This is a genomic window from Humitalea sp. 24SJ18S-53, assembly GCF_050632385.1.
Lineage (GTDB): Bacteria > Pseudomonadota > Alphaproteobacteria > Acetobacterales > Acetobacteraceae > Humitalea.
Genome location: NZ_CP192599.1, coordinates 4,610,566 through 4,631,372 on the forward strand (window position 1 = coordinate 4,610,566; position 20,807 = coordinate 4,631,372).

The window sequence follows — 20,807 nt, forward strand, 5'->3', positions numbered from 1 at the left end:
AGCGAAGCCTTATCGCACCACGGTCACGGCGCGACGGTTCTGCGCCCAGGCTTCCTCGGTCGAACCGAGCGCCGCCGGACGATCCTTGCCGTAGGAGATGGTGCCAACGCGCGCGCCGGCCACGCCAAGCGCCACCAGCGTGTCGCGCGCCGCATTGGCGCGGCGCTGGCCGAGCGCCAGGTTGTATTCGCGCGTGCCGCGTTCGTCGGCATGACCTTCGACGGTGACCTGCACCTGGGGATACTGCGTCATCCAGTTCGCCTGGCGCTCCAGGATCGTGCGCTGGTCGGCGCGGACGTTGCTGCGATCCGTGTCGAACAGGATGCGGTCACCGACATTGGCGACCAGGTCTTCCTGGCTGCCGGGGCGGATGGTGCTGGTGCCGACCCCCGTGCCGGTGGCCGCCGTGCTGCTGTCGTTGGAAGAGCATGCGGCGAGCAACGCGAGGGCGGCGAAGGCGCCCAGGTATTTGGTGGTCATCTTGATCTCCTGTCGAACTGCGGGATCGCCTATCCGCCCGAGGGAACACGGGTCAAGACAAGGATACCCATCTGCTGGGCTTTTGGGGCGCGAATGTGGCCGATCAGGACAGCAAAGGGCTCCAGGCCGGATCGGTTGCATCGGTCGGGGTCATCACCTGGCGTTCGTTGAAGCCGGCGATGTCGATCATCTTCAGCCGCGCGGAGTAGCCGCCGCCCCGGGCGTCGCGCGACCGGGTCTCATTGTAGAACATCAGCACCCGCCCGTTGGGCGCGAAGGTCGGGGCCTCCATCTGCCAGCCCTCGGACAGGATGCGTTCGCCGCCGCCATCTGGGCGCATCACGCCGATCGCGAATTGGCCGCCGGCGATGCGGGTAAAGGCGATCAGGTCGCCGCGCGGCGACCAGACGGGGGTCGCATACCGGCCACGGCCGAAGGAAATGCGCCGGATGCCGCCACCGCCGCTGTCCATCACATAGAGTTGCTGGTCGCCGCCCCGGTCGGAATTGAACACGATCTGCGTGCCATCTGGCGAATAGCAGGGCGACACATCCAGCCCACCGCCCGAGGTCAATTGCCTTTCCCGCCGCGACCCCAGGTCCACGACATAGATGTTCGCATCCCCGCCGCGCGCCGCCGAGAGGATCACGCTGCGCCCATCCGGCGAAAACCGGGGCGACAGGGTCATGCCGCCGAAGGTGCCCAGGGCTTCCTGACGCCCGGTTTCTAGGTTGAACAGGAACACGCGCGGCTGGTTGTTGTTGTAGGACATGAACGCGATCTGCTGCGCATTCGGGTGCCAGCGCGGCGTCAGCGCCTGGAAGCTGCCATCGGTCAGGAAGCGGTTGTTCTCGCTATCCTGATCCATGATCGCCAGCCGTCGGGTCCGCCGGTCGCGCGGGCCGGTTTCCGCGATATAGGCGATGCGGGTGTCGAAATAGCCTTTTTCACCCAGCAGCCGCTCGTAGATGACGTCCGAGATCAGATGCGCGATGCGCCGCCAATTGGCCGCAGGCGCGGTGAAGGCGGTGCCCTGGATCTGCTGTTCCGGCAGCACGTCCCACAGCCGGAACTCGACGCGCAGGTTGCCGCCCTGCGGCTCTGCCCGGCCGGTCACCAGCGCCTGGCTGCCGGTCACCCGCCAATCCTGGAAGCGCGGCGCCGCGGCCGAGGTTTCGGGCGTCTGGGTGAAGCCCGGGCGTTCGACAGGCCGGAACAGGCCGGAGGACCGCAGGTTGTTCTGGATCACGCGCGCGATGTCGCGGCCGAAACGCTGGCCCTCGGCCGAGGCGCCGGCCAGGTCAGGCACCGCGATCGGAATGGGGTCGGTGCGCGCACGGGTGATGTCGATCGAGGCCTGGGCCCAAGCCGAAACGGGGACCGAAGCAGGCGCGGTCGCGCCCGCGGCCAGCCCAAGCAAGGCCGCGCGCCGACCGAAAGGAAGCGGGTTCATCGCACGAATCCCTGCGGTGAGAAATTGAAGGGAATCTCTCGCAGGCGCTGGATCTTGTCCGGCGAGAGTCGAAGCGTCGCAAGGTTGGCACAACGCGGGTCCAATACCGCACGACGGGCGGATTCATACAACGCGCGCTGGCGTGGCTCGGTATAGGCGCCATCGGCCGGGCGGACGTTGCGAACAATGCCCTGCGGGTCGATGTCCAACCGCATCGACACGCGCATCTGCCCGACATTCAGCATGCCGCCATCGACCGACCAGCATTCGCTGAGCTGGTCTTGCAACCCGCGCACATCACCCTGCGTCAGTTGCGCGGTCCCGGTCGGGCTGCCGGCGGCGCTGGCGGCCGGGGCGGCGGGGGCGTTGGGGCGGGCGCGCGGGGCCTCACGCTGCTGCTGCTGGCGCAGGGCTTCCAGCGTGTTCAGCACGCTGGTGCTGCGTTCCTGCGGCCGGGCGACCGGCGGCGTCTGGCCGGTGCCGGCGGTCGGCGCGGGCACGGGCGGCGGCGGGGCCGGCGGGGGCGGCAAGGGGATCGGATTGGGGCGCGGCGTCGGTGCCGCGGCCGCGACCTGCGGCGACGACGACGGGGGGGCCGGGGCCGGCGGTGCTGGCGGCGGCGGCGGGGTGCGCACCGGCGGCGCCGCCGCATCGGGCGTCGGCACCGGGCGCGGCGGCTGCGGCGTGGGCGGGGCTGGCGGCGGCGGCGCGGCGGCGGAAGCCTGTGCCGGTTGCGGCGGGGCGGGGCTCGCGGCCGGTGCGGGGGGCGGCGGGGGCGGCGGCGGCGGTGGGGCCAGCACAGCCTCACGCGGGGCATCGGGCGCGGGCGGCGTCGGCGTCGGCGCGGCGGGGGTCGGCATCGGCGCGGGCGGAGTCGGCGCATCCGACATCGTCGGCGCGTTCGCGACCGAAGGATTATCCGCCGGCAGCAATTCGACCGTGATCGTCTGCTCGGGCGGTTCCTCGAAGCGACGGCTCGGCAGGTCAAGCAGCAGGGCCAGGAAGAACAGCAGGTGCAGCGCCAGCGACGCGCCACCCCAGACCTTCAGCCGGTCGGGGCCAATGGCTGGCACGGGCCCGCGTTCGGCCCGCATCGGGCCGGGGTTGGGCCGCCGCGGCCGAACGGCCGCCACGGCCCGGCGAGGCGCCGGGCTTGGCAGGGGCCATTTTTCCGCCTGCGACACGGCCGCGCCTTCAGCGCCCGCCCGGGGTGGCGGGGCGCGGCGCGGGCGGGGCGGCCGGGCGCGGCGGCGCGGTGCCGGCGGCGGCCGGGACCGGCGGGGCGGCCTCGCTCAACAGCGCGATACGGGTGAAGCCGGCGCCCGACACGGCGCCCATGACCTCAAGCACCCGGCCATATTGGTTGGCGCGGTCACCGCGGATGAAGACGCGGCGTTCGGGGGCGCCCGGCTGCTGCTGCGACAGGATGGTGCGAAGCTGCGTCACCAGCGCCTCCATCGGCACTTCCGTATCCTGCAGGAAGACGCGGCCCTCGCGGTCCACCGACAGGGTCAGCGGCTCCTGTTCCTGGTTCAACTGGCCGGCCTGGGTCTTTGGCAGATCGACCGGCACGCCGACCGTCATCAGGGGCGCGGCGACCATGAAGATGATCAGCAAGACCAGCATCACGTCCACCATCGGCGTGACGTTGATCTCCGACATCGGGCGGTAGCGGCCGCGGCCACTGCGGCCGCCGATGGGACCCATCGCCATGGCCTCAGCCCCGCTCTTCGGCCTGGCGGCTCAGGATCGCGCCAAATTCCGACGCGAAAGCCTCCAGCCGGGCGGCGTAGCGCGCCAGATCGGTGGAAATCTTGTTGTAGGCGATGGTCGCGGGGATGGCGGCGACCAGGCCGATGGCGGTGGCGAACAGCGCCTCGGCGATGCCCGGGGCGACCACGGCCAGGTTGGTGTTCTGCATGCTGGCGATGGCGCTGAAGGAATTCATGATGCCCCAGACCGTGCCGAAGAGCCCGACGAAGGGGGCGGCCGAGCCGACGGTCGCCAGGAACACCATCCAGCGTTCCAGACGCTCCATTTCCCGCCCAATGGTCACGACCATGGCCCGTTCGGCGCGCTGCTGGACGCCGGTCAGGGCGATATCGGCGCCGACCGCGCGTTCGGCACCACGGCGCCATTCGCGCATGGCCGCGCCGAAGACGGCGGCGATCGGGTTGCTCGGGCGCTCGCCCTCGCGGTCGTACAACTCGTCCAGGCTGCCGCCGGACCAGAAGCGATCCTCGAAGTCATTGGCCGATTTGCTCAGTTTGCGCATGGTCACGGTCTTCTCGAAGACCACCGCCCATACCCAGACGCTGGCGAGCAGAAGCATCACCATGACCGACTTCACGACCCAATCGGCCTGAAGGAACAGGGACCAGAGCGACATATCCGTCGCCATGGGTGCCAATGCCGTCGCGCTCACGCCGCCCATAGGCCGCTTCTCCTAAACCAATGCGCCTGGCGAAACGCCGGCGCGCAGCGCCGACCGCCAGGGTTCCGGGATGGGTGTTGGTCGCAGCCCGTCCGCCCGGACGCAGACAAGCCCGACGTCGAGGCGCGCAAGCCGCGCCCCGCTCTCCTGGTCCAGCACGTCCTGCACCAGGTCGATGGAAACGCCGCCCAGCTTGCGGACACTCGTTTCCACGACCAGCGCCTGATCAAGCCGGGCCGGCCGCTCATAAAGCACATTGACGCGCCGCACCACGAGGAACGAATTGTGACGTTCGATAAGAAGGCTGTGCGGCAAGCCTATGTCCCGCAAGGATTCGGTCCGCGCCCGCTCGGCCCAGTGCAAATAGCGGGCGTGGTATGCGATTCCGCCGGCGTCGGTGTCCTCGAAATAGACCCGCAGCGGGAAGCGATGGACCCCGCTCATTCCAAACCGTCCAACAACAAGGGCTGGATCGCGAACCCCGCCGGCGGGGTCATGCCGAGGTGCCGCCACCCGGGCTCCCCCAACATCCGGCCGCGCGGGGTGCGCAGGATCAGCCCTTCCTGCATGAGGTAGGGCTCGATCACCTCCTCGATCGTATCGCGGCCTTCGGCCAGGGCCGCAGCCAGGGTTTCGACCCCGACCGGGCCGCCGCCATGGTGTTCGGCCATCCGGCGCAGGTAGCGCCGGTCCATGGCGTCCAAGCCCAGGCGATCCACCTCAAGCCGTGTCAGCGCGTCATCGACCATGGCGCGGCTCGCGGCTTTCTCCTCGACCAGGGCGAAATCGCGCACCCGCCGCAGCAGGCGGCCGGCGATGCGCGGGGTGCCGCGGGCGCGCTTGGCGATTTCGGTCGCGCCGTCTTCCGACAGGTCGAACAGCAGTTTTTCGGCGCCGCGCCGCACGATCCGAAACAATTCTTCCGGCGTGTAGAACTGCAAGCGCAGAGGAATGCCGAACCTGTCGCGCAAGGGCGTGGCCAACAGCCCAGCGCGGGTGGTGGCGCCCACCAGGGTAAAGGGCGGCAGGTCGATCCGCACGGTGCGCGCCGCAGGCCCTTCCCCGATGATCAGGTCGAGCTGGAAATCCTCCATCGCGGGATAGAGGGTTTCCTCGATCGCCGGCTGCAGGCGATGGATCTCATCCACGAACAACACGTCGCGCGGCTGGAGATTGGTCAGGATCGCGGCCAGGTCGCCCGCCCGTTGCAGCACGGGGCCAGAGGTGGCCCGGAACCCCACGCCCATCTCCCGCGCCACGATCTGCGCCAGCGTGGTTTTGCCGAGGCCGGGCGGGCCATGGAGCAGGACGTGGTCCAGCGCCTCGTTGCGGGTTTTTGCGGCCTGGATGAAGACTGCCAGGTTTTCCCGCGCGGCTTTCTGGCCGGTGAAATCGGCCAGGGTCTGCGGGCGCAGCGCGCCCTCGGCGGCATCCTCCTCGGCACGGGCGGCGCTGATGACACGCTCGCTCATCGCGGGGCCAGGGTCTTGAGGGCGTCGGTGATCAGCGCGCCCAGGGCCGGGTCGTCATCCATGCGGCGCGCGGCATTGCCCACCGCGACCATCGCCTCGGGCCGCCGGAATCCCAGGTTGACCAGGGCGGAGACGGCCTCGGCCTGCACCCCCTGCGGTTCGCCGGGCAGGGCGGCGGGCGGCAGGGGCGGGCCATCGGCCTCCGGCGTCGCGCGGCCCACGGCCCATTTCTGCATCGCCGGCTCATCGACGATGCGATTGGCCGTGGCGGCCCCCAGGCCCTTAATGGCGGACAGCCGCTTGCGGTCCTTGAAGGCAATGGCGCGGGCCAGATCCGGCGCCGACAGGCCGGACAGCACGACCAGCGCCTTCTGCGGGCCGACGGTCTTCACCTCGATCAGCGCGCGAAAGGCCTCGCGTTCGGCCGCATCTGAAAACCCGTGCAGCACGATCGCGTCCTGCCGCACCTGGGTTTCCACCAGCAAGGTCAGGATGCCACTCGCCGAGCGGCAAACATCGAGCGTCCGGGCGGAGCACGACACCAAATAGCCCACGCCGCCCACGTCGATTACCGCCGCGGTGTCGTCGGTGCTGGCGACACGGCCGGTCAGCATCGCGATCATGCCGGCACATAGCCCCGCGCCAGCGCCACCCGGCTGGACCGGTGATGCGCGTGGCAGATCGCCACGGCCAGCGCATCCGCCGCATCCGCGCGCTTCAGCACCGCCCCCGGCAGCAGGCGCCGGACCATGTCCTGCACTTGGATCTTATCGGCGTGGCCATGCCCGACGACCGAACGCTTGACCTCCATCGCCTGGTATTCGGCGACCGGGATGCCGGTCAGCGCCGGCGCCAGCAGCACCACGCCGCGCGCCATGCCGAGCTTGATGGCCGATTGCGGGTTCTTGTTCATGTAGGTGTGTTCGACCGCCGCCTCATCCGGCCGCAATTCGGCCAGCAGTTTCGCCAGCCCGTCGTGCAGGGTGCGCAGGCGGGTCGCCATCTCATCCGTGTCGATCGTGGACACGACGCCATCGCCAAGATGGCGCAGCCGGCTGCCGTCGCTCTCGATCAGCCCCCAGCCGGTATGGCGCAGCCCGGGGTCGAGGCCCAGGACCAGGACAGACCGGCGCGGGGGCGCGGCGTTCAGGCGGATAGCCGCTGCATCACGGCCTCCGGCACGTCGAAATTCGCGTAGACCGTCTGCACGTCATCATGTTCGTCCAGCGCGTCGATCAGTTTCAGGATGTCGCGGGCGCGATCCTCGTCCAACTCGATGGTCGCATTGGGGCGCCATTCCAGCTTGGCGCTTTCGGCCGGGCCGAAATGGGTTTCCAGCGCGTCGCGAACGGCAAAGAGGTCTTCCATCGCCGTGCGGATTTCGTGCCCGTCCTCGGTGCTTTCGACATCGGCGGCCCCGGCGTCGATCGCCGCGTCCAGCATGGCATCGGGCGTGGCGGCGCCGGCGGGATAGCGGACCACACCCAGATGTTCGAACTGGAAGGCGACACTATTTGTCTCGCCCATCGCGCCGCCCGCCTTGCTCAGCATCGACCGCAGGTCCGCGGCGGAGCGATTGCGGTTGTCGGTCAGGGTTTCGATGATAATGGCGACGCCATAGGGGCCGTAGCCCTCGTAGCGGACCTCCACATAATCCTCACCGGGACCGGGGGCGGCGGCGCGCTTGATGGCGCGGTCCACCGTGTCGCGCGTCATGTTGGCGACGCGCGCGGCCTGCACCGCCGCGCGCAGGCGCGGGTTGGCCGCGGGGTCCGGCAGGCCCGTCCGGGCGGAGACCGTGATTTCCCGGATCAGCTTGGCAAAGGCGCGCGCACGCCGTGCGTCCTGCGCGCCCTTGCGGTGCATGATGTTCTTGAACTGCGAATGCCCGGCCATGGGCGCCCCCCGACATGGCGCGTCGGCCAAAAACCCGATTCGCGCGTCATTCTGATGATCGGGGGGATAGCAGGGGCGCCGGCTGGGCGAAACGCCTCAAAGAATGCCGGTCAGGTTCAGGATGATGATGACCACGACGGGGACGCCGAGGAACCAGAGGGCAATGGATTTCATCGGAAGACTCTCCCAGGGGTTGCGATACGGGCCAAACGCCGCAGCCCCGCCCCGGGTTGCCTTACTTCATCATCGCGGCACCACCGACGACGCTGCCCAGGATCGCCAGGAAGCCCCCCAGGAACAGCATCCCGATGATCCACATCAAAACCGTGAAGGCCGATAGCACCAAGCCGATCACCGACGTGATCGTGCCCGCCTGGCTCGCCGCCCCGCGCGCGCGATTGAGGCCCATGATCCCCGCCACCACGCCCAGCACGCAGGTCACGATGCCGATCAAGGGCACGAAGCCCATCAAGCCACAGACAATGGACAGGATGCCAAGCACCAGCCCTGGATTGCCGGGCAGCGAACCGGCGGGGGCATTGGCCTGCTGGGCCTGCCAGTTCGGGGGCAGTTGCGGCTTGGGCGGGGGGATCGAGGGGACGGACATGAGGCTGTTCCCAGGCGGCTGGACCATCAACCTAGCATCCGCCGTGCCGGGAACCAGCGCGCGGGGCTTCCCAAAGGCGCGCGGGCGGTCACGATGCCGGCAAAACATGAGGCAACGTAGATGACCGAACCCGACCGCCCCTATGCCGGGCTTTTCGTCCTCGACGCCGGCCAGGGCGTCGCCGGCCCCTGCTGCGGCATGATGCTGGCCGCCACTGGGGCGGATGTCGTGAAACTGGAACCGCCGGAGGGCGATTGGTCGCGCGGCCTGTCCGTGCGCCAGGGCAGCGAGAGCGTCCTGCACGCCACCTGGAACCGCGGCAAGCGCGGCATCGTGCTGGACCTGAAAGACCCCGCCGGCCGTGCGGCGGCCAAAGCCCTGGCGGCGCGGGCCGATGTGCTGATCGAGAGTTTCCGCCCCGGCGTCGCGGCCCGCCTGGGGCTGGGGCCGGAGGATACCGGTCCCGATGCGGTCTGCCTGTCGATCTCGGGCTTTGGGCAGACCGGACCCTATGCCGAACGCCCCTGCACCGATTCCGTCGCCCAGGCCTTTGGCGGGCTGGCGGCGTTGAATACCGGGGCGGATGGCATTCCGCACAAGACCGGGCCTTTCGTGACCGACGTCTTCACGGGCGTCGCGGCGTTTTCGGCGGTGCAGGCCGCGCTGGCCGCGCGGTTGCAGGACCGCGCGGCGGGGCGGCCGCCACGCCGGCGGGTGCTGGACCTGTCATTGCTCGGTGGGACGGCGATGCTGCTGGCGTCGCAGATCGGGGAAAGCGCGCTGCTGGGGCACCCGCCCGGCGTGCCGAACGTGCCGGCCGGCTGCTACCAGGGCAGCGACGGGCACTGGCTGATGGTGACCCTCGTGCGCGACCCGGAGTTCGTGACCCTATGCGAGGTGCTGGGCCTGGCGATGCAGCCCCGCTTCGACACGTTTGCCAAGCGATCCGAACAGGCGGCGGTGCTGGTGCCGCTGGTCCGCGCGGCCTTCGCCACGCGTGGCCGCGATGAATGGCTGGCGGCGCTCCAGGCGGCGCGCCTCATGTCCTGCCCGGTGAATTCGCCCAATGATTGGCTGGCCGATCCGCATGTGGTGGCGGTGGGTGCGGCGCCCGCCAGCCTGCAGGGGGCACTTGGCGCGGTGCCGTTTCCGGTCCTGCCGGGGCTTCCGGCCAGTTTGGGACCGGCACCGCGCCTGGGCGAACACACGGCGGAGGTGCTTAGCCAAGCGCCCTGATGGCCGCGGCGAAGGCGGCCGGGGCTTCCTGCGGCAGGTTGTGGCCAATGCCGGGCAGCACATGGCAGGCGCGCAGGTCGCCAAACCGCGGATCGCCGGCGGCCGTCCCCCCCGGCGCGGAAACCCCATCGGCGCCGCCTTCCAGCGAGATGGTGGGCACGCCGATGACGGGGCGGCGGGCGAGCCGTGCCTCGATCGCCTCAACCGCCGGATCGCCGGGCACCAGGCCGTAGCGATGGCGATAGGAATGCACGACGACCGCGACAAAATCCGGATTCGCGAATGACGCCGCAGTCTCGGCATAGGTCGCGTCGCCGAACGCCCATTCCGGCGACCATAGGCGCCACAGCAAACGGCAGAAGGCATCGCGGTTCTGCGTCAGCCCGGCGCGGCCGCGTTCGCCATGCAGGTAGTATTGGTACCAGTGGCGATACTCATTTTCCGGCGGCGCCGGCCGCGCCGCGGCGGCGATGTCCTGGATGTTGTACCCGCCGCCGGTCACCAGCCCCACAACCCGCTCCGGCCACAGGGCCGCGACGATGCAGGCCGCACGCCCACCCCAGTCGTAGCCGCCGAGCACCGCACGTGGGATCGCCAGCGCGTCCATGAAATCGACCAGATCCTGCGCCAGCACCGCTTGCTGACCGGACCTGGGCGTGGCGTCGGACAGGAAGCATGTCGGGCCATAGCCGCGCAGCCAGGGCATCAGGACCCGATGCCCCGGCAGCAAACCCGCGACATCGGTGAAGGCATGCACGTCGTAGGGAAAGCCGTGCAGCAGGATGACCGGCGGCCCGTCGGGGTCGCCCGCCTCAAGATAGCCGACGTCCAGCACCCCCGCTGTGACGCGCCGCTGCTTCATCCGCCCGCGACCGTCATTCCATCCACCCGCACCGTCGGGCTGTCGGTCCCGCGCCGGAAGCGCAGGTCGTTGGCCGGCACCATACGGGCAAAGATGTCGGTCAGATTGCCGGCGATGGTGAAGCCGCTGACCGCTTCGGCCAGCACCCCATTGCGGATCATGAAGCCCGCGGCGCCGCGGCTGTAGTCGCCGGTCACGCCATTCACGCCCATGCCGATCAACTCGGTGACGTAGATGCCCAAAGTGATGTCGGACATCAGCGATTCCGGCGACAGGATGCCAGGCTCAAGCCACAGGTTTGTCGTGCTGGGCGACGGCGGCGAGGACACGCCGCGCGCCGCATGGCCGGTGGTGGCAAGGCCCAGTTGCCGCGCGCTGCGCGTGTCCAGCACCCAGGTTTTCAGCACGCCATCTTCGACCAGCGCGCGGGCGCTGGCCGGAACGCCCTCACCATCGAAGGGACGGGATCGCAAGCCGCGCGGCCGTGTCGCGTCGTCGCGCACGACCAGCCCCGCCGCCAGCACCCGTTCGCCCATCCGGTCGCGCAGGAAGGACGTCCCGCGCGCCACCGATGCGCCGTTGATCGCCGATGTCAGATGCCCCAGCAGGCTGCTTGCGACACGCGGCGAATAGACGATCGGCAAGGTCGCCGTGTCCGGCCGCCCCGGGTTCAACCGTGCCACCGCCTGTTCAGCGGCCAGACGCCCAAGCCCCGCCGCATCCTCCAGATCGGCCAGATGCGTCGCCGAGGCATAGTCGTAGTCCCGCTCCATCCCGGTGCCCGACCCCGCCAGGGCGGTGACCGAGATGGAATGCGATGCGCGCATGTATTCGCCGGCAAAGCCGTTGGTGGCGGCCAGGGCGATGTGGGTGCGGGACCAACTGGCGTCGGCGCCCTCGGTATTGGTCACGCCCTTGACCGCCAGCGCCGCATCCTCGGCGGCGGCACAGCGGGCGAGCAGGGCCGCGACCTCGGGTTCCTCATTGTCGCAGAGGTCCAGCACCGGGATCGTGCCCGCCGCGCGGTCCGGCAACCCACCGAAGGGATCCTCCGGCACGACGCGCGCCATGGCGACGGCGCGTTCGGCCAGCTCGGCAAAGCCGGTGGGCGTCGGGTCGGTCGTGGACACGATCGCACTGCGGCGACCGACAAACACGCGCAGGCCTATATCCTGCCCCTCGGCGCGCTCGACCTGCTCCATCTGGCCCAGGCGCCGCTGCACCGACAGCGATGCGCCGTTGACGAACAGCGCGTCGGCGGCATCTGCCCCCGCCGCGCGCGCGGCGCGCAGCAGGTGGTCGAGCGTGTCGAGGTGGTTACTCATGCCGCCAACTGCGCCGCGATTTCGGCGACGCCCGGCACATTCGCGGCCGGGCCGAGCACCGCCAGGGTCGGCGGGCCACGGAAGGCGAAGGCCGCGGCCTCGGCGATCTGCGCGAGGGTCACGGCCGCGATCTTCTGCTTGGTCTCCTCGGCGGGGATCACGCGGCCATGGACCTGCAACTGGCGGGCCAGTTGTTCGCAGCGGCTGCCGGTGGATTCCAGGCTCATCATCACGCTGGCGCGCAACTGGGCCTTGGCGCGGTTCAGTTCCGCTTCGGTCACGTCGTGCTGCACGCGGCGCAACTCGTGCAGGGCCACGGGCATCAGTTCCTTGGCCTCTTCCTCACCCGTGCCGGCGTAGACCGCCAGCATTCCGGAATCGCGGAACGGCTGGGCGAAGCAGGAGATGGCGTAGACCAGCCCGCGCTTTTCCCGGATTTCCTGGAACAGCCGCGACGACATGCCGCCGCCCAGGATCGTGGACAGCAGCATCGACGGGTAATGCCCGGGCGATGCGACGGCAGCACCTGGGAAGCCCAGCACGATATGCACCTGGTCCAGGTCCCGCGCCTCGCGGAACTCGCCGCCCAGATAGGCGCCGGGGGCGGCCGGCGGGGGGGCGGCTTCGGGCAGGTCGGCAAAATGCTTGGCGACGAGTTCGACCAGGCGGTCGTGGTCCAGCGCGCCGGCGGCCGCCACGACCATACGCTTGGCGCCGTAATGCGTGCGCATGTAGCCGGTCAGCGTGTCGCGGGTCATCGCCTTGATCAGCGTGTCCGTGCCCAAGGTCGGGCGGCCCATCGGCTGGTCGGGATAGGCGGTGGACTGGAAGTGGTCGAACACGATGTCGTCCGGCGTGTCGTTCGCCTGGCCGATCTCCTGCAGGATCACGCCGCGCTCACGCTCCACCTCCTCCGGCTCGAAGGTCGAATGCGTCAGGATGTCGCCGAGGATATCGGCCGCGAGGGGCAGGTCCTCCTTCAACACCTTGGCGTAATAGGCGGTGTTTTCGCGGGCGGTATAGGCGTTCAGATGGCCGCCCACGTCTTCCATGTCGCGCGCAATGGCGGCGGCGTCGCGCTTGGCGGTGCCCTTGAAGGCCATGTGTTCCAGGAAGTGGGAAACGCCGTTCTCCGACGCATCCTCATTCCGCGTACCGGCGGCGACATAGGCGCCGATGGACACGGTTTCGACCCGCGGCATGTGCTCGGAGACGATGGTCAGCCCATTGGGCAGCGTGGTGACGCGGACGGCGTCGGACATGTGGGAAAGATCCTTCAGGCCGCGTTGCGGAGCGCATGGCTCCGCACGGCGGCTTCGATGGTGGCAAGGTCAGCGGGCAGGACGTCGAAGCGTTCCGGCCTTTCATATAGGTCGGCAAGGTGCCTTGGCAGCGGGGGGCGGATGCCGGTCGCGCGTTCCACCGCATCGGGGAATTTTGCCGGATGGGCCGTGGCGGCGACGATGACCGGGATGCCGGAGGGCGCCAGGGCCGCGGCGGCAGCCGTGCCGCAGGCGGTGTGGGGGTCGGCCAGGTAGCCGGCGTCCCGCCACAAGCGGTTGATTTCGGCAACGGTGCCGGCGTCATCCAGCGAAAACCCGTGGAACAGGTTCTTCATCTCGGCCCAGGCGGCATCCGGCACCGGCATGTGCCCGGTGGCGCGGAAGCGCTGCATGGCCTGGTCGGTCGCCGCACCGTCGCGGCCGAGGGCATCGTGCAAGACCCGTTCAAAATTGCTGCTGACAGCGATGTCCATGCTTGGCGACAGCGAAGGCTCGACGGCGCGCATCGACATGTCGTTGCCGGCGAAGAAGCGCGTCAAAATGTCGTTGCGGTTGGAGGCGACGATCAGCCGCTCCACCGGCAGCCCCATCCGCCGCACCGCCCAGGCCGCCAGCACATTGCCGAAATTGCCGGTCGGCACGGCCAGCGCCACCGCCCGGTCCGGCGCGCCCAGATTCAGCGCGGCATAGGCGTAGTAGGGAATTTGCGCCGCGATCCGCGCCCAGTTGATCGAATTCACCGCCGCCAGCCGCATGTCGGTGCGGAAGGGGGTATCGGCGAACATCGCCTTCACCAGGTCCTGGCAGGTGTCGAAATCGCCCTCGACCGCGATGTTGCGGACGTTGGGCGACAACACCGTGGTCATCTGGCGGCGCTGCACGTCGCTGGTGCGGCCGCGTGGATGCAGGATGGTGATGTCGATGGCAGCGCGGTCGCGGCAGGCCTCGATGGCGGCCGAGCCGGTGTCGCCGGATGTGGCGCCGACGATGGTGATGCGTTCGCCGCGCTTGGCCAGCACATGGTCGAACAGGCGCCCGAGCAGTTGCAGCGCCACGTCCTTGAACGCCAGGGTCGGGCCATGGAACAGCTCCAGCGCAAAGGTATTCGGCGCGATCTGCACCAGCGGCGTGGTCGCCGGGTGGGCGAAACTGCCGTAGGCCTCGTCGCACATGCGCCGCAGATCGGCCTCGGCCACCGCATCGCCGACGAAGGGCGTCAGGATGCGGGCAGCCAGTTCGGCATAGGGCAGGCCGCGCAGGGCGCGCCATTCGGCGGGGGACAGGGTCGGCCAGGTTTCGGGGACAAACAGGCCGCCGTCTTCGGCCAGGCCGGCGAGCAGAACGCCCTCGAAACCGCGTGGCGCGGCCTGGCCGCGGGTGGAGATGTATCGCATGGGGGCCATTCCTAGGCGGTGGCCGCCCGGGTTGCAAAGCGGCCCGGGGCTTGCTCACTCCATCCCATGCGTATTGGCATCATCGGTACCGGCGTCGCGGGCAGCCTGCTCGCGGAGAGCCTCCTCCCCCTCCCCGGCTTTCGCGTCGATGCGTTCGAGCGGAGCGCCCTGGGCGAACAGGCCGAATCCGGCACCGGGCTGAACCTGGGTCCGAATGCGGCCAAGGCGTTGCGGCTGCATCTGCCGGCCCGCCACGCGGCCCTGCGCGCCGCCAGCCTGGCATGGCGCCGCTGGCAGGTGGATTTGACCGACGGCACCCGGTTGCTGGACCTGGACATGCTGGAGGTCGCCGAGGAACCCGGCATCCGCATCCGCTGGGCGGAACTCTATCGCCTGCTGCGCGAACCGGTGGCCGGTTGCACGCGACATGGGCACGCGCTGGAGGCGATCGAGGAAGACGCCGCCGGGCGGCTTGTCCCGGTATTCCGCGCTGGTGGGGCGCTGGTCCGCCATGGCGGCTACGACCTGCTGGTTGGCGGCGACGGGCGGTATTCGCGGCTGCGGGCGCTCACGTCCGGTGAGCCCGAGGGAAGTCTGCTCGGCGTCGGCGTCTGGCGGTTGCTGGTGAATGATGCGGCCGATTGCCCCTTCAATGACTATGGGCAGTGGTTCCAGGGCAATGCCAGGCTGCTGGCGTTCCGGGTGCCCGGAGGCGCCGTCTATGTCGCCGGGACCTATCCGCTGACGGAACAGGACGCCCGCACCCGCGCCTACCAGGCCGCCCTTTTCACCCCGCCCTCGGCCGCCCCCTGCCCGGCCGTCGCCTGGATGCTGGCCGCGATCGACCGCCTGTTCGACGACATCCACTGGGCGCGATCCGCGACCATCCCGATGCTGCGGAACGCGGCCGGCGGGCGCGCGCTGCTGCTTGGGGATGCGGCGCAGGCGATGGTGCCGACGCTGGGCCAGGGGGCGACGCAGGCGGTGGAGGATGGGGTCATCGCCGGGGCAGTCCTGGCGCGGGGCGGGGATGTGGGGGCGGCGCGGGATGAACGGGTCGCCTTCGTCCGGGCGTTTTCCGAGGAAGCGTCCGACACGCTTATCCCCGGCGTTGACCCTGTGGCCGGCACGCTGGCCAAGAACGGGCCGGCGTTCCGGGAAAAACTGCGGCGCCTCTACACAACTGTGCCAGGGCCATAGTCCGGGTTACGTGTTATCAACCTTACCGTCACATTCGATGGGAAAAAGCCCTTGAGCACTGGCCTGATCGCACTGCTGGACGACATCGTGGGCCTGGCCAAGGTCGCCGCCGCGTCGCTGGACGACGTGGCCGCCCAGGCGACAAAAGCCGGCGCCAAGGCGGCGGGTGTGGTCATCGACGATGCCGCCGTCACGCCCCGCTATGTGGTCGGCTTTGCCGCCGACCGCGAATTGCCCATCGTGCGCCGCATCGCCATCGGGTCGCTGCGCAACAAGCTGCTGTTCCTGCTGCCCGCCGCGCTGGCGCTGAGTTTCTTCGCCCCCTGGGCGATCACCCCGCTGCTGATGCTGGGCGGCGCCTACCTCTGCTACGAGGGCGCCGAGAAGATCATCGAGGCCATCTGGCCGCACGAAGCCGAAGCCACCCCCATCGCCGCCGTGGCGACCACCCCCCAGGCGCTGGAGGATGCAAAGATCCGCAGCGCGATCAGCACGGATTTCATCCTGTCAGCCGAGATCATGGCCATCGCCCTGGCGACGATCCCGACCTCCTCCTTCATCACCCAGGCGGCGATCCTGGCCGTGGTCGGCATCGGCATCACCGTGATCGTCTATGGCGCCGTCGCGCTGATCGTGAAGGCGGATGATGTGGGGGTCATGCTGGCGCGCAACGGCGGTCCGTTTGGTGGCGCGGCGCGGCCCATCGGACGCGGCCTGGTGCTGGCCATGCCTCCCTTCCTCAAACTGCTCAGCATCATCGGCACGGCCGCCATGGCCTGGGTCGGCGGCGGGATCATCCTGCATGGGCTGGAGGAATTCGGCCTGGGCGGCCCCGCCCATGCGATCCACGGGGCTGCGGTGGTCGCGCGGGACGCGCTGCCGGCGATCGGCGGGGCGGTGGAATGGTTCGTCACGGCCTTGGGCGCTGCCATCGTCGGGCTTGTGGTTGGTGCCGCGCTGGTGCCCATTGTGCATCGCGGGCTGGTGCCCGTGCTGCGCGCCGTAAGGAAGCCGGCCTAAACTAGGTAGCGGCTGTGCAGATGCGCCTCGAAATCCTTGGGGTCGAGCGGCTTGCCCGTCGCCGCCAGCAACAAGTCCTGGAACCCCAACCGCGCCCCCTGGCCATGCACATGGGTCCGCAGCCAGCCCAGTAGCGGCGCCATGTCGCCCAGGGCCAGGGCGGCCTCCAGCCCCGGAACATCGCGCCGGGCCGCCGCCATCAACTGCGCCGCGGCCATGGCACCCAGGGTATAGGAGGGGAAGTAGCCAAACGCCCCGTCGTGCCAGTGGATGTCCTGCAAACAACCGCGCGCATCATCCGGCGGATTCATGCCCATCAGCGCCTGGAACCCGGCATTCCACGCCTCCGGCAGATCAGCGACGGCCAGGCTGCCGGCGATCAGCGCGCGTTCCAGCCGGAACCGCAGGATGACATGCGCGGGGTAGGTCATCTCATCCGCATCAACCCGGATGAAGCCGCGCTGCACCCGGCGGAAGGACCGGGCCAGGTTGTCCGGGGCATAGGCCGCGGCCGGCCCGCCGAAGGACGATTGCAGCACGGGGCCGAGGTAGCCCAAAAAGGCATCGGTGCGGGCGGCCTGCATCTCGACGATCAGCGACTGGGATTCATGCGCCGCCATGCCGGCGGATTCGCCTACCGGCTGCCGCGCCCAGGCCTCCGGCAGGCCGCGCTCATACAGCGCATGGCCGGTTTCATGCAGCACGCCCAGCAGCGCCTGGGCATAGCCATCCTCGTTGTAGCGCGTGGTGATGCGCACATCGGTCGGCGTGCCGCCGCTGAAGGGATGCGCGCTTTCGTCCAGCCGCGCGTGGTCGTAGTCCAGCCCGATGCGGGCCGACATCGCCCGGCACAAGGCGCGCTGGGCGGCGATCGGGAAGGGTCCGGGCTGCTCCAACGGCGCCGGGCGGCTGGCCTGCAAGGCCTCGGCCCGCGGCAGGGCCTCGGCCAGGAAGGCCTCGTAATCGGCAAAGATCGGCTCCACGTCCGCGGCCGTCACGCCGCGCTGGTAGCCATCCATCAGCGCGTCATAGGGGTCGAGCCCGGTTGCCGCCGACAGCGCCTGGGCGACCTCTCGTTGCAGGCGCACGACCTCGGTCAGCGCCGGGCGGACCATGGGGAAGTCGGACAGGCGGCGGGCCTCGCGCCAGATTTTTTCACACGCGCTATTGGCGCGGCTGGTGGCTTCGACCAGGCGGGTCGGCAGGGCGGTGGCGCGGGCATGGGCGCGCTGCATCAGGGCCAAGTTGGCGCTGTCCCACTCGCCCTCGGCATCGGCCAGCAACAAGTCCTCGGCGACCGCGGGGGCGATCAGCATGTCATGCGCCATCCCCGACAGCATCGCCATCTGGTCGGCCCGCGCCGCGGCCCCGCCCGGCGGCATCATCGCACTGGCGTCCCAGCCCAGCATCGCCTGGCATTCGCCCAGGGTGGCGATGCGGGCAAAACACGCCTTCAGGCGGTTGTAGGCGGCCGATGGCATGGCTCTACTCCTTTGGGGCGGTGCGGCGTCGGCGCCAGGCAAGCACGCCGAGCACCCCCAGCAAGGCGCCCGCCAGGCCCCACCATGTGATGACATAGCCCAGGTGGTTGTTCGATGGGCGCGGCAAGCTGCGGGCGGGATCAGGCAGCATCGGCGCGGCGCCGCCCAGGGCGACGATGGCATAGGGCGCGACCGAAGGCAGGCCCAGTGCCGCCCCGATCGCCGGCGGGTCGAAGGTGTAGAAGCGGCGCCCGACCGGATCATCCTCGGCGGCAAACATCCCCGGGCGCTCGCCAGGGTGCACCCAGCCGGTGACGCTGACCACGCCCGGGGGATGGAAGATCGGGCTGTCGCGGCGATCGAGCGGCACCCAGCCACGATCGACCAGGATGGGGGGCGCGCCCTCCCGCTCCAGCGGCACGACCAGTTGGGCGCCCAGCACAGGGCCGCGGACCTCCAGTTTCAGGAAGGATTCCAGGTCATGGCGGAAGCGGCCCTCGACGATCACCTTCACATAGGGGCGCGGCGGGTCGTCCAGCGGGACCGGCGGCGCCTGTTCGGACGCGGCGATCGCGGCGACCAGGCCGTTCTTCCAGTGCATCCGCTGCAACTGCCACCAGCCCAGGCCCAGCAGCGCCACCAGCACCGGCAGCGCCACCACGGCGACCAGCCAGGCCGGGCCGCGACGGCGCGTCATGCCGACCGGTGGCGGTAATGCAGCGCCACCAGCAGCGCCTTGGCGATGCGCATGGTCACGACGGCGGCCGGCAGCATCAGCACCGGCCATAAGACCGCATGGACCCACAGCGGCGGTTGCAGCCGGAACTCGACGAGGAAGGCCCCCAGCATCGCAGCCGCGCCGATCACGAAGATCGCGGCCACGGCCGGGCCATCGCCCGCGTCATGGGCGCGCAGGTCCAGCCCGCAGGCGGCGCAGGCCGGGCGCAGGTCCAGCAGGCCCTGGAACAACCTGCCCTGGCCGCAACGCGGGCAGCGGCCCAGCAGGGCCACCGGAAACAAGGCGGCCCCGCCCCCGACTGGGGACGGGGCCGCATCTGGCCGTTCTGGCGAGGCAGGCATCAGTGGTGGGCGATTTCGCCCACGCCCCACCAGTAGATGCAGATGAACAGGAACAACCAGACCACGTCCACGAAGTGCCAGTACCAGGCGGCGGCTTCGAAGCCGAAGTGGCGCTGCGGGGTGAAGTGGTTCGCCCTGGCGCGGAACCAACAGACCGCCAGGAAGATGGTGCCGACGATCACATGGAACCCGTGGAAGCCAGTCGCCAAGAAGAAGGTCGAGGGATAGATGCCGCCGCCATGGAACGCGAAGGGCGCCTCGGCATACTCATAGGCCTGGAAGAAGCTGAAGGAGAGGCCGAGCAACACGGTGATGCCAAGCGCCTGCAACAGGTCCTTGCGGTTGTTGTCGAGCAGCGCCTGGTGCGCCCAGGTCACTGTCACGCCCGACAGCAGCAGGATCATGGTGTTCAGGAACGGCAGGCTGAACGGGTCGAAGGTCAGCACGCCCTTCGGCGGCCAGATGTATTCGGTCGCACCCGACACGTGTTCCGGGAACAGCGCGAAGTGGAAATAGGCCCAGAAGAAGGCCACGAAGAACATCACTTCCGACGCGATGAACAGCGACATGCCGTAGCGCAGCCCGATGCGGACGATCGGCGTGTGCAGCCCGGGCGTACGGCTTTCGCGCACCACGTCGCGCCACCAGACGAACATGCAGGCGAGCACGCCCAGCAGCCCGGTGAAGAAAATCCAGTGGATCGAGTAATGCGCCCACATGATGATGCCGAACAGCATGGTCGCCGCGGCGAAGGCCGCGAGCAAAGGCCAGGGCGAGGGATCGACAAGATGGTAGGGGTGCTTGTGCGGCGGGGGTGCCTCGTCCCCCGTCGCCACCATCATCGGTGTGCTGGCCATGGAATATGCCTTGCGCGCGTGGCGGCGCGAACAGGGGCGCCGTCTTCCGGGGGCATCAATCCCCGAAACGGCGCCGCGGATCAAGCCTTCGCGGCGCAGCAATCTACCGGGTTACGCTGTTTCCACGACCGACATGGGCCCCGGCATTGGCCAGCGCCCCGGCCCGCTCGGCATCGGCCAGGCTGCGGTAGAAGGTATAGGAGACGGTGATGGTGCGAATCCCGCGGGTATTCGGGTCCTCGGCGATCTTCGGGTCGATCCAGAAGGCCAGGGGCATCTGCGCTTCCTGGCCGGCGGCCAGGGTCTGCGCCTCGAAGCAGAAACAGGCGACCTTGTGGAAATAGCGGCCGACCACCTCGGGCGTCACGTTATACGTGCTGACGCCCTCGACCGGGCCATCGGACAGGTTGCGGGCCGAGTAGAAGCCCATGCCTTCCTCGCCCAGGCGCAAGACCACCTGGGCCTGCTCCGGAGCAAAATCCCACGGCAGGCCGGGATGCACAGTGGCGTTGAAGCGCACCGTCATGGCGGTGCCGTCGCGCCCGCCCGGCGCGGCCTCCGAATAGATCATCGGGGTGCCGTTGTAGCCGGTCATACGGCAGAACAGGTCGTAGAGCGGCACGGCGGCGAAGGACACGCCGACCATGAAGGCGACGAAGCCGAAGGCGGCGATGCCGGTCCGGCGATTGCGGCGCTTGAGGTCTTCGGGGGTCATCGGCCTGTGCTC

23 protein-coding genes are annotated in these 20,807 nt (G+C 69.6%); 3 read left to right on the plus strand and 20 right to left on the minus strand.

Annotated features, from left to right (window positions below):
- Positions 1-9: 9 nt before the first annotated feature.
- The 11 genes from pal to ACQW02_RS22190 form a co-directional block, all read right to left on the minus strand.
- Complete coding sequence (pal, locus tag ACQW02_RS22140) at positions 10-480, minus strand: peptidoglycan-associated lipoprotein Pal (RefSeq protein ID WP_431282076.1); 471 nt, start codon at positions 478-480, stop codon at positions 10-12.
- Between the two features lie 103 nt (positions 481-583).
- Positions 584-1,933: a Tol-Pal system beta propeller repeat protein TolB gene (gene tolB, locus ACQW02_RS22145; protein ID WP_431282077.1), complete on the minus strand. Its 1,350-nt coding sequence runs from the start codon at positions 1,931-1,933 to the stop codon at positions 584-586.
- Entirely contained in the window at positions 1,930-3,006 is a 1,077-nt protein-coding gene (locus tag ACQW02_RS22150; protein ID WP_431282078.1) for a hypothetical protein, read from the minus strand. The genes tolB and ACQW02_RS22150 overlap by 4 nt, the downstream gene beginning before the upstream one ends.
- 121 nt (positions 3,007-3,127) lie before the next feature.
- Positions 3,128-3,646, minus strand: a complete 519-nt coding sequence (tolR, locus tag ACQW02_RS22155; protein ID WP_431282079.1) for a protein TolR — start codon at positions 3,644-3,646, stop codon at positions 3,128-3,130.
- Between the two features lie 4 nt (positions 3,647-3,650).
- Positions 3,651-4,367, minus strand: coding sequence for a protein TolQ (gene tolQ, locus ACQW02_RS22160; protein WP_431282080.1), 717 nt, complete (start codon positions 4,365-4,367; stop codon positions 3,651-3,653).
- A 12-nt stretch (positions 4,368-4,379) separates the two neighbouring features.
- The gene (locus tag ACQW02_RS22165; protein WP_431282081.1) at positions 4,380-4,811 is read right to left on the minus strand and encodes a YbgC/FadM family acyl-CoA thioesterase; all 432 of its coding nucleotides are present in this window, start codon (positions 4,809-4,811) and stop codon (positions 4,380-4,382) included.
- The gene (gene ruvB, locus ACQW02_RS22170; RefSeq protein ID WP_431282082.1) at positions 4,808-5,839 is read right to left on the minus strand and encodes a Holliday junction branch migration DNA helicase RuvB; all 1,032 of its coding nucleotides are present in this window, start codon (positions 5,837-5,839) and stop codon (positions 4,808-4,810) included. The genes ACQW02_RS22165 and ruvB overlap by 4 nt, the downstream gene beginning before the upstream one ends.
- Positions 5,836-6,462, minus strand: coding sequence for a Holliday junction branch migration protein RuvA (ruvA, locus tag ACQW02_RS22175; protein WP_431282083.1), 627 nt, complete (start codon positions 6,460-6,462; stop codon positions 5,836-5,838). Before ruvA ends, ruvB begins: the two co-directional genes overlap by 4 nt.
- Positions 6,459-6,989, minus strand: coding sequence for a crossover junction endodeoxyribonuclease RuvC (gene ruvC / locus ACQW02_RS22180; RefSeq protein WP_431285956.1), 531 nt, complete (start codon positions 6,987-6,989; stop codon positions 6,459-6,461). The genes ruvA and ruvC overlap by 4 nt, the downstream gene beginning before the upstream one ends.
- Complete coding sequence (locus ACQW02_RS22185; RefSeq protein WP_431282084.1) at positions 6,986-7,735, minus strand: YebC/PmpR family DNA-binding transcriptional regulator; 750 nt, start codon at positions 7,733-7,735, stop codon at positions 6,986-6,988. The genes ruvC and ACQW02_RS22185 overlap by 4 nt, the downstream gene beginning before the upstream one ends.
- A 235-nt stretch (positions 7,736-7,970) precedes the next feature.
- Positions 7,971-8,342, minus strand: coding sequence for a hypothetical protein (locus tag ACQW02_RS22190; RefSeq protein WP_431282085.1), 372 nt, complete (start codon positions 8,340-8,342; stop codon positions 7,971-7,973).
- A 120-nt stretch (positions 8,343-8,462) separates the two neighbouring features.
- Between ACQW02_RS22190 and ACQW02_RS22195 the strand changes: the two genes are divergently transcribed.
- Entirely contained in the window at positions 8,463-9,578 is a 1,116-nt protein-coding gene (locus tag ACQW02_RS22195) for a CaiB/BaiF CoA transferase family protein (protein WP_431282086.1), read from the plus strand.
- Here the strand turns inward: ACQW02_RS22195 and ACQW02_RS22200 are convergent.
- Genes ACQW02_RS22200 through thrC form a run of 4 tightly spaced genes read right to left on the minus strand, consistent with a single transcriptional unit; the run spans position 9,562 to position 14,442 of the window.
- Complete coding sequence (locus ACQW02_RS22200; protein ID WP_431282087.1) at positions 9,562-10,440, minus strand: alpha/beta fold hydrolase; 879 nt, start codon at positions 10,438-10,440, stop codon at positions 9,562-9,564. The genes ACQW02_RS22195 and ACQW02_RS22200 overlap by 17 nt on opposite strands.
- Complete coding sequence (locus ACQW02_RS22205) at positions 10,437-11,765, minus strand: TldD/PmbA family protein (protein WP_431282088.1); 1,329 nt, start codon at positions 11,763-11,765, stop codon at positions 10,437-10,439. The genes ACQW02_RS22200 and ACQW02_RS22205 overlap by 4 nt, the downstream gene beginning before the upstream one ends.
- On the minus strand, positions 11,762-13,027 hold the full coding sequence (locus ACQW02_RS22210; RefSeq protein WP_431282089.1) for a M16 family metallopeptidase: 1,266 nt from the start codon (positions 13,025-13,027) through the stop codon (positions 11,762-11,764). Before ACQW02_RS22210 ends, ACQW02_RS22205 begins: the two co-directional genes overlap by 4 nt.
- 14 nt (positions 13,028-13,041) lie before the next feature.
- Entirely contained in the window at positions 13,042-14,442 is a 1,401-nt protein-coding gene (gene thrC / locus ACQW02_RS22215) for a threonine synthase (RefSeq protein ID WP_431282090.1), read from the minus strand.
- A gap of 66 nt (positions 14,443-14,508) precedes the next feature.
- On the opposite strand from thrC, the gene ACQW02_RS22220 reads away from it, so the two are divergent.
- Positions 14,509-15,642 (plus strand): hypothetical protein, encoded by a 1,134-nt coding sequence (locus ACQW02_RS22220; RefSeq protein WP_431282091.1) that lies wholly within the window; start codon positions 14,509-14,511, stop codon positions 15,640-15,642.
- A gap of 51 nt (positions 15,643-15,693) precedes the next feature.
- Entirely contained in the window at positions 15,694-16,662 is a 969-nt protein-coding gene (locus ACQW02_RS22225; RefSeq protein ID WP_431282092.1) for a DUF808 domain-containing protein, read from the plus strand.
- Here the strand turns inward: ACQW02_RS22225 and ACQW02_RS22230 are convergent.
- The 5 genes from ACQW02_RS22230 to ACQW02_RS22250 form a co-directional block, all read right to left on the minus strand.
- Positions 16,659-18,143 (minus strand): carboxypeptidase M32, encoded by a 1,485-nt coding sequence (locus ACQW02_RS22230; protein ID WP_431282093.1) that lies wholly within the window; start codon positions 18,141-18,143, stop codon positions 16,659-16,661. The genes ACQW02_RS22225 and ACQW02_RS22230 overlap by 4 nt on opposite strands.
- 4 nt (positions 18,144-18,147) lie before the next feature.
- A complete protein-coding gene (locus tag ACQW02_RS22235) occupies positions 18,148-18,840 on the minus strand; it encodes an SURF1 family protein (protein WP_431282094.1) in 693 nt (230 codons plus the stop codon).
- Complete coding sequence (locus tag ACQW02_RS22240) at positions 18,837-19,154, minus strand: DUF983 domain-containing protein (protein WP_431285957.1); 318 nt, start codon at positions 19,152-19,154, stop codon at positions 18,837-18,839. The genes ACQW02_RS22235 and ACQW02_RS22240 overlap by 4 nt, the downstream gene beginning before the upstream one ends.
- Before the next feature lie 68 nt (positions 19,155-19,222).
- On the minus strand, positions 19,223-20,080 hold the full coding sequence (locus ACQW02_RS22245; protein WP_431282095.1) for a cytochrome c oxidase subunit 3: 858 nt from the start codon (positions 20,078-20,080) through the stop codon (positions 19,223-19,225).
- 103 nt (positions 20,081-20,183) lie between these two features.
- Positions 20,184-20,795, minus strand: coding sequence for a cytochrome c oxidase assembly protein (locus tag ACQW02_RS22250; protein ID WP_431282096.1), 612 nt, complete (start codon positions 20,793-20,795; stop codon positions 20,184-20,186).
- Positions 20,796-20,807 lie beyond the last annotated feature (12 nt).

Excerpts from the sequence above, each read along its gene's own strand:
- pal (WP_431282076.1), bottom strand. The coding sequence starts at position 480 with ATGACCACCAAATACCTGGGCGCCTTCGCCGCCCTCGCGTTGCTCGCC.
- tolB (WP_431282077.1), bottom strand. The coding sequence starts at position 1,933 with ATGAACCCGCTTCCTTTCGGTCGGCGCGCGGCCTTGCTTGGGCTGGCC.
- tolR (WP_431282079.1), bottom strand. The coding sequence starts at position 3,646 with ATGGCGATGGGTCCCATCGGCGGCCGCAGTGGCCGCGGCCGCTACCGC.
- tolQ (WP_431282080.1), bottom strand. The coding sequence starts at position 4,367 with ATGGGCGGCGTGAGCGCGACGGCATTGGCACCCATGGCGACGGATATG.
- ACQW02_RS22165 (WP_431282081.1), bottom strand. The coding sequence starts at position 4,811 with ATGAGCGGGGTCCATCGCTTCCCGCTGCGGGTCTATTTCGAGGACACC.
- ruvB (WP_431282082.1), bottom strand. The coding sequence starts at position 5,839 with ATGAGCGAGCGTGTCATCAGCGCCGCCCGTGCCGAGGAGGATGCCGCC.
- ruvA (WP_431282083.1), bottom strand. The coding sequence starts at position 6,462 with ATGATCGCGATGCTGACCGGCCGTGTCGCCAGCACCGACGACACCGCG.
- ACQW02_RS22185 (WP_431282084.1), bottom strand. The coding sequence starts at position 7,735 with ATGGCCGGGCATTCGCAGTTCAAGAACATCATGCACCGCAAGGGCGCG.
- ACQW02_RS22190 (WP_431282085.1), bottom strand. The coding sequence starts at position 8,342 with ATGTCCGTCCCCTCGATCCCCCCGCCCAAGCCGCAACTGCCCCCGAAC.
- ACQW02_RS22195 (WP_431282086.1), top strand. The coding sequence starts at position 8,463 with ATGACCGAACCCGACCGCCCCTATGCCGGGCTTTTCGTCCTCGACGCC.
- ACQW02_RS22200 (WP_431282087.1), bottom strand. The coding sequence starts at position 10,440 with ATGAAGCAGCGGCGCGTCACAGCGGGGGTGCTGGACGTCGGCTATCTT.
- ACQW02_RS22205 (WP_431282088.1), bottom strand. The coding sequence starts at position 11,765 with ATGAGTAACCACCTCGACACGCTCGACCACCTGCTGCGCGCCGCGCGC.
- ACQW02_RS22210 (WP_431282089.1), bottom strand. The coding sequence starts at position 13,027 with ATGTCCGACGCCGTCCGCGTCACCACGCTGCCCAATGGGCTGACCATC.
- thrC (WP_431282090.1), bottom strand. The coding sequence starts at position 14,442 with ATGCGATACATCTCCACCCGCGGCCAGGCCGCGCCACGCGGTTTCGAG.
- ACQW02_RS22220 (WP_431282091.1), top strand. The coding sequence starts at position 14,509 with ATGCGTATTGGCATCATCGGTACCGGCGTCGCGGGCAGCCTGCTCGCG.
- ACQW02_RS22230 (WP_431282093.1), bottom strand. The coding sequence starts at position 18,143 with ATGCCATCGGCCGCCTACAACCGCCTGAAGGCGTGTTTTGCCCGCATC.
- ACQW02_RS22235 (WP_431282094.1), bottom strand. The coding sequence starts at position 18,840 with ATGACGCGCCGTCGCGGCCCGGCCTGGCTGGTCGCCGTGGTGGCGCTG.
- ACQW02_RS22245 (WP_431282095.1), bottom strand. The coding sequence starts at position 20,080 with ATGGCCAGCACACCGATGATGGTGGCGACGGGGGACGAGGCACCCCCG.
- ACQW02_RS22250 (WP_431282096.1), bottom strand. The coding sequence starts at position 20,795 with ATGACCCCCGAAGACCTCAAGCGCCGCAATCGCCGGACCGGCATCGCC.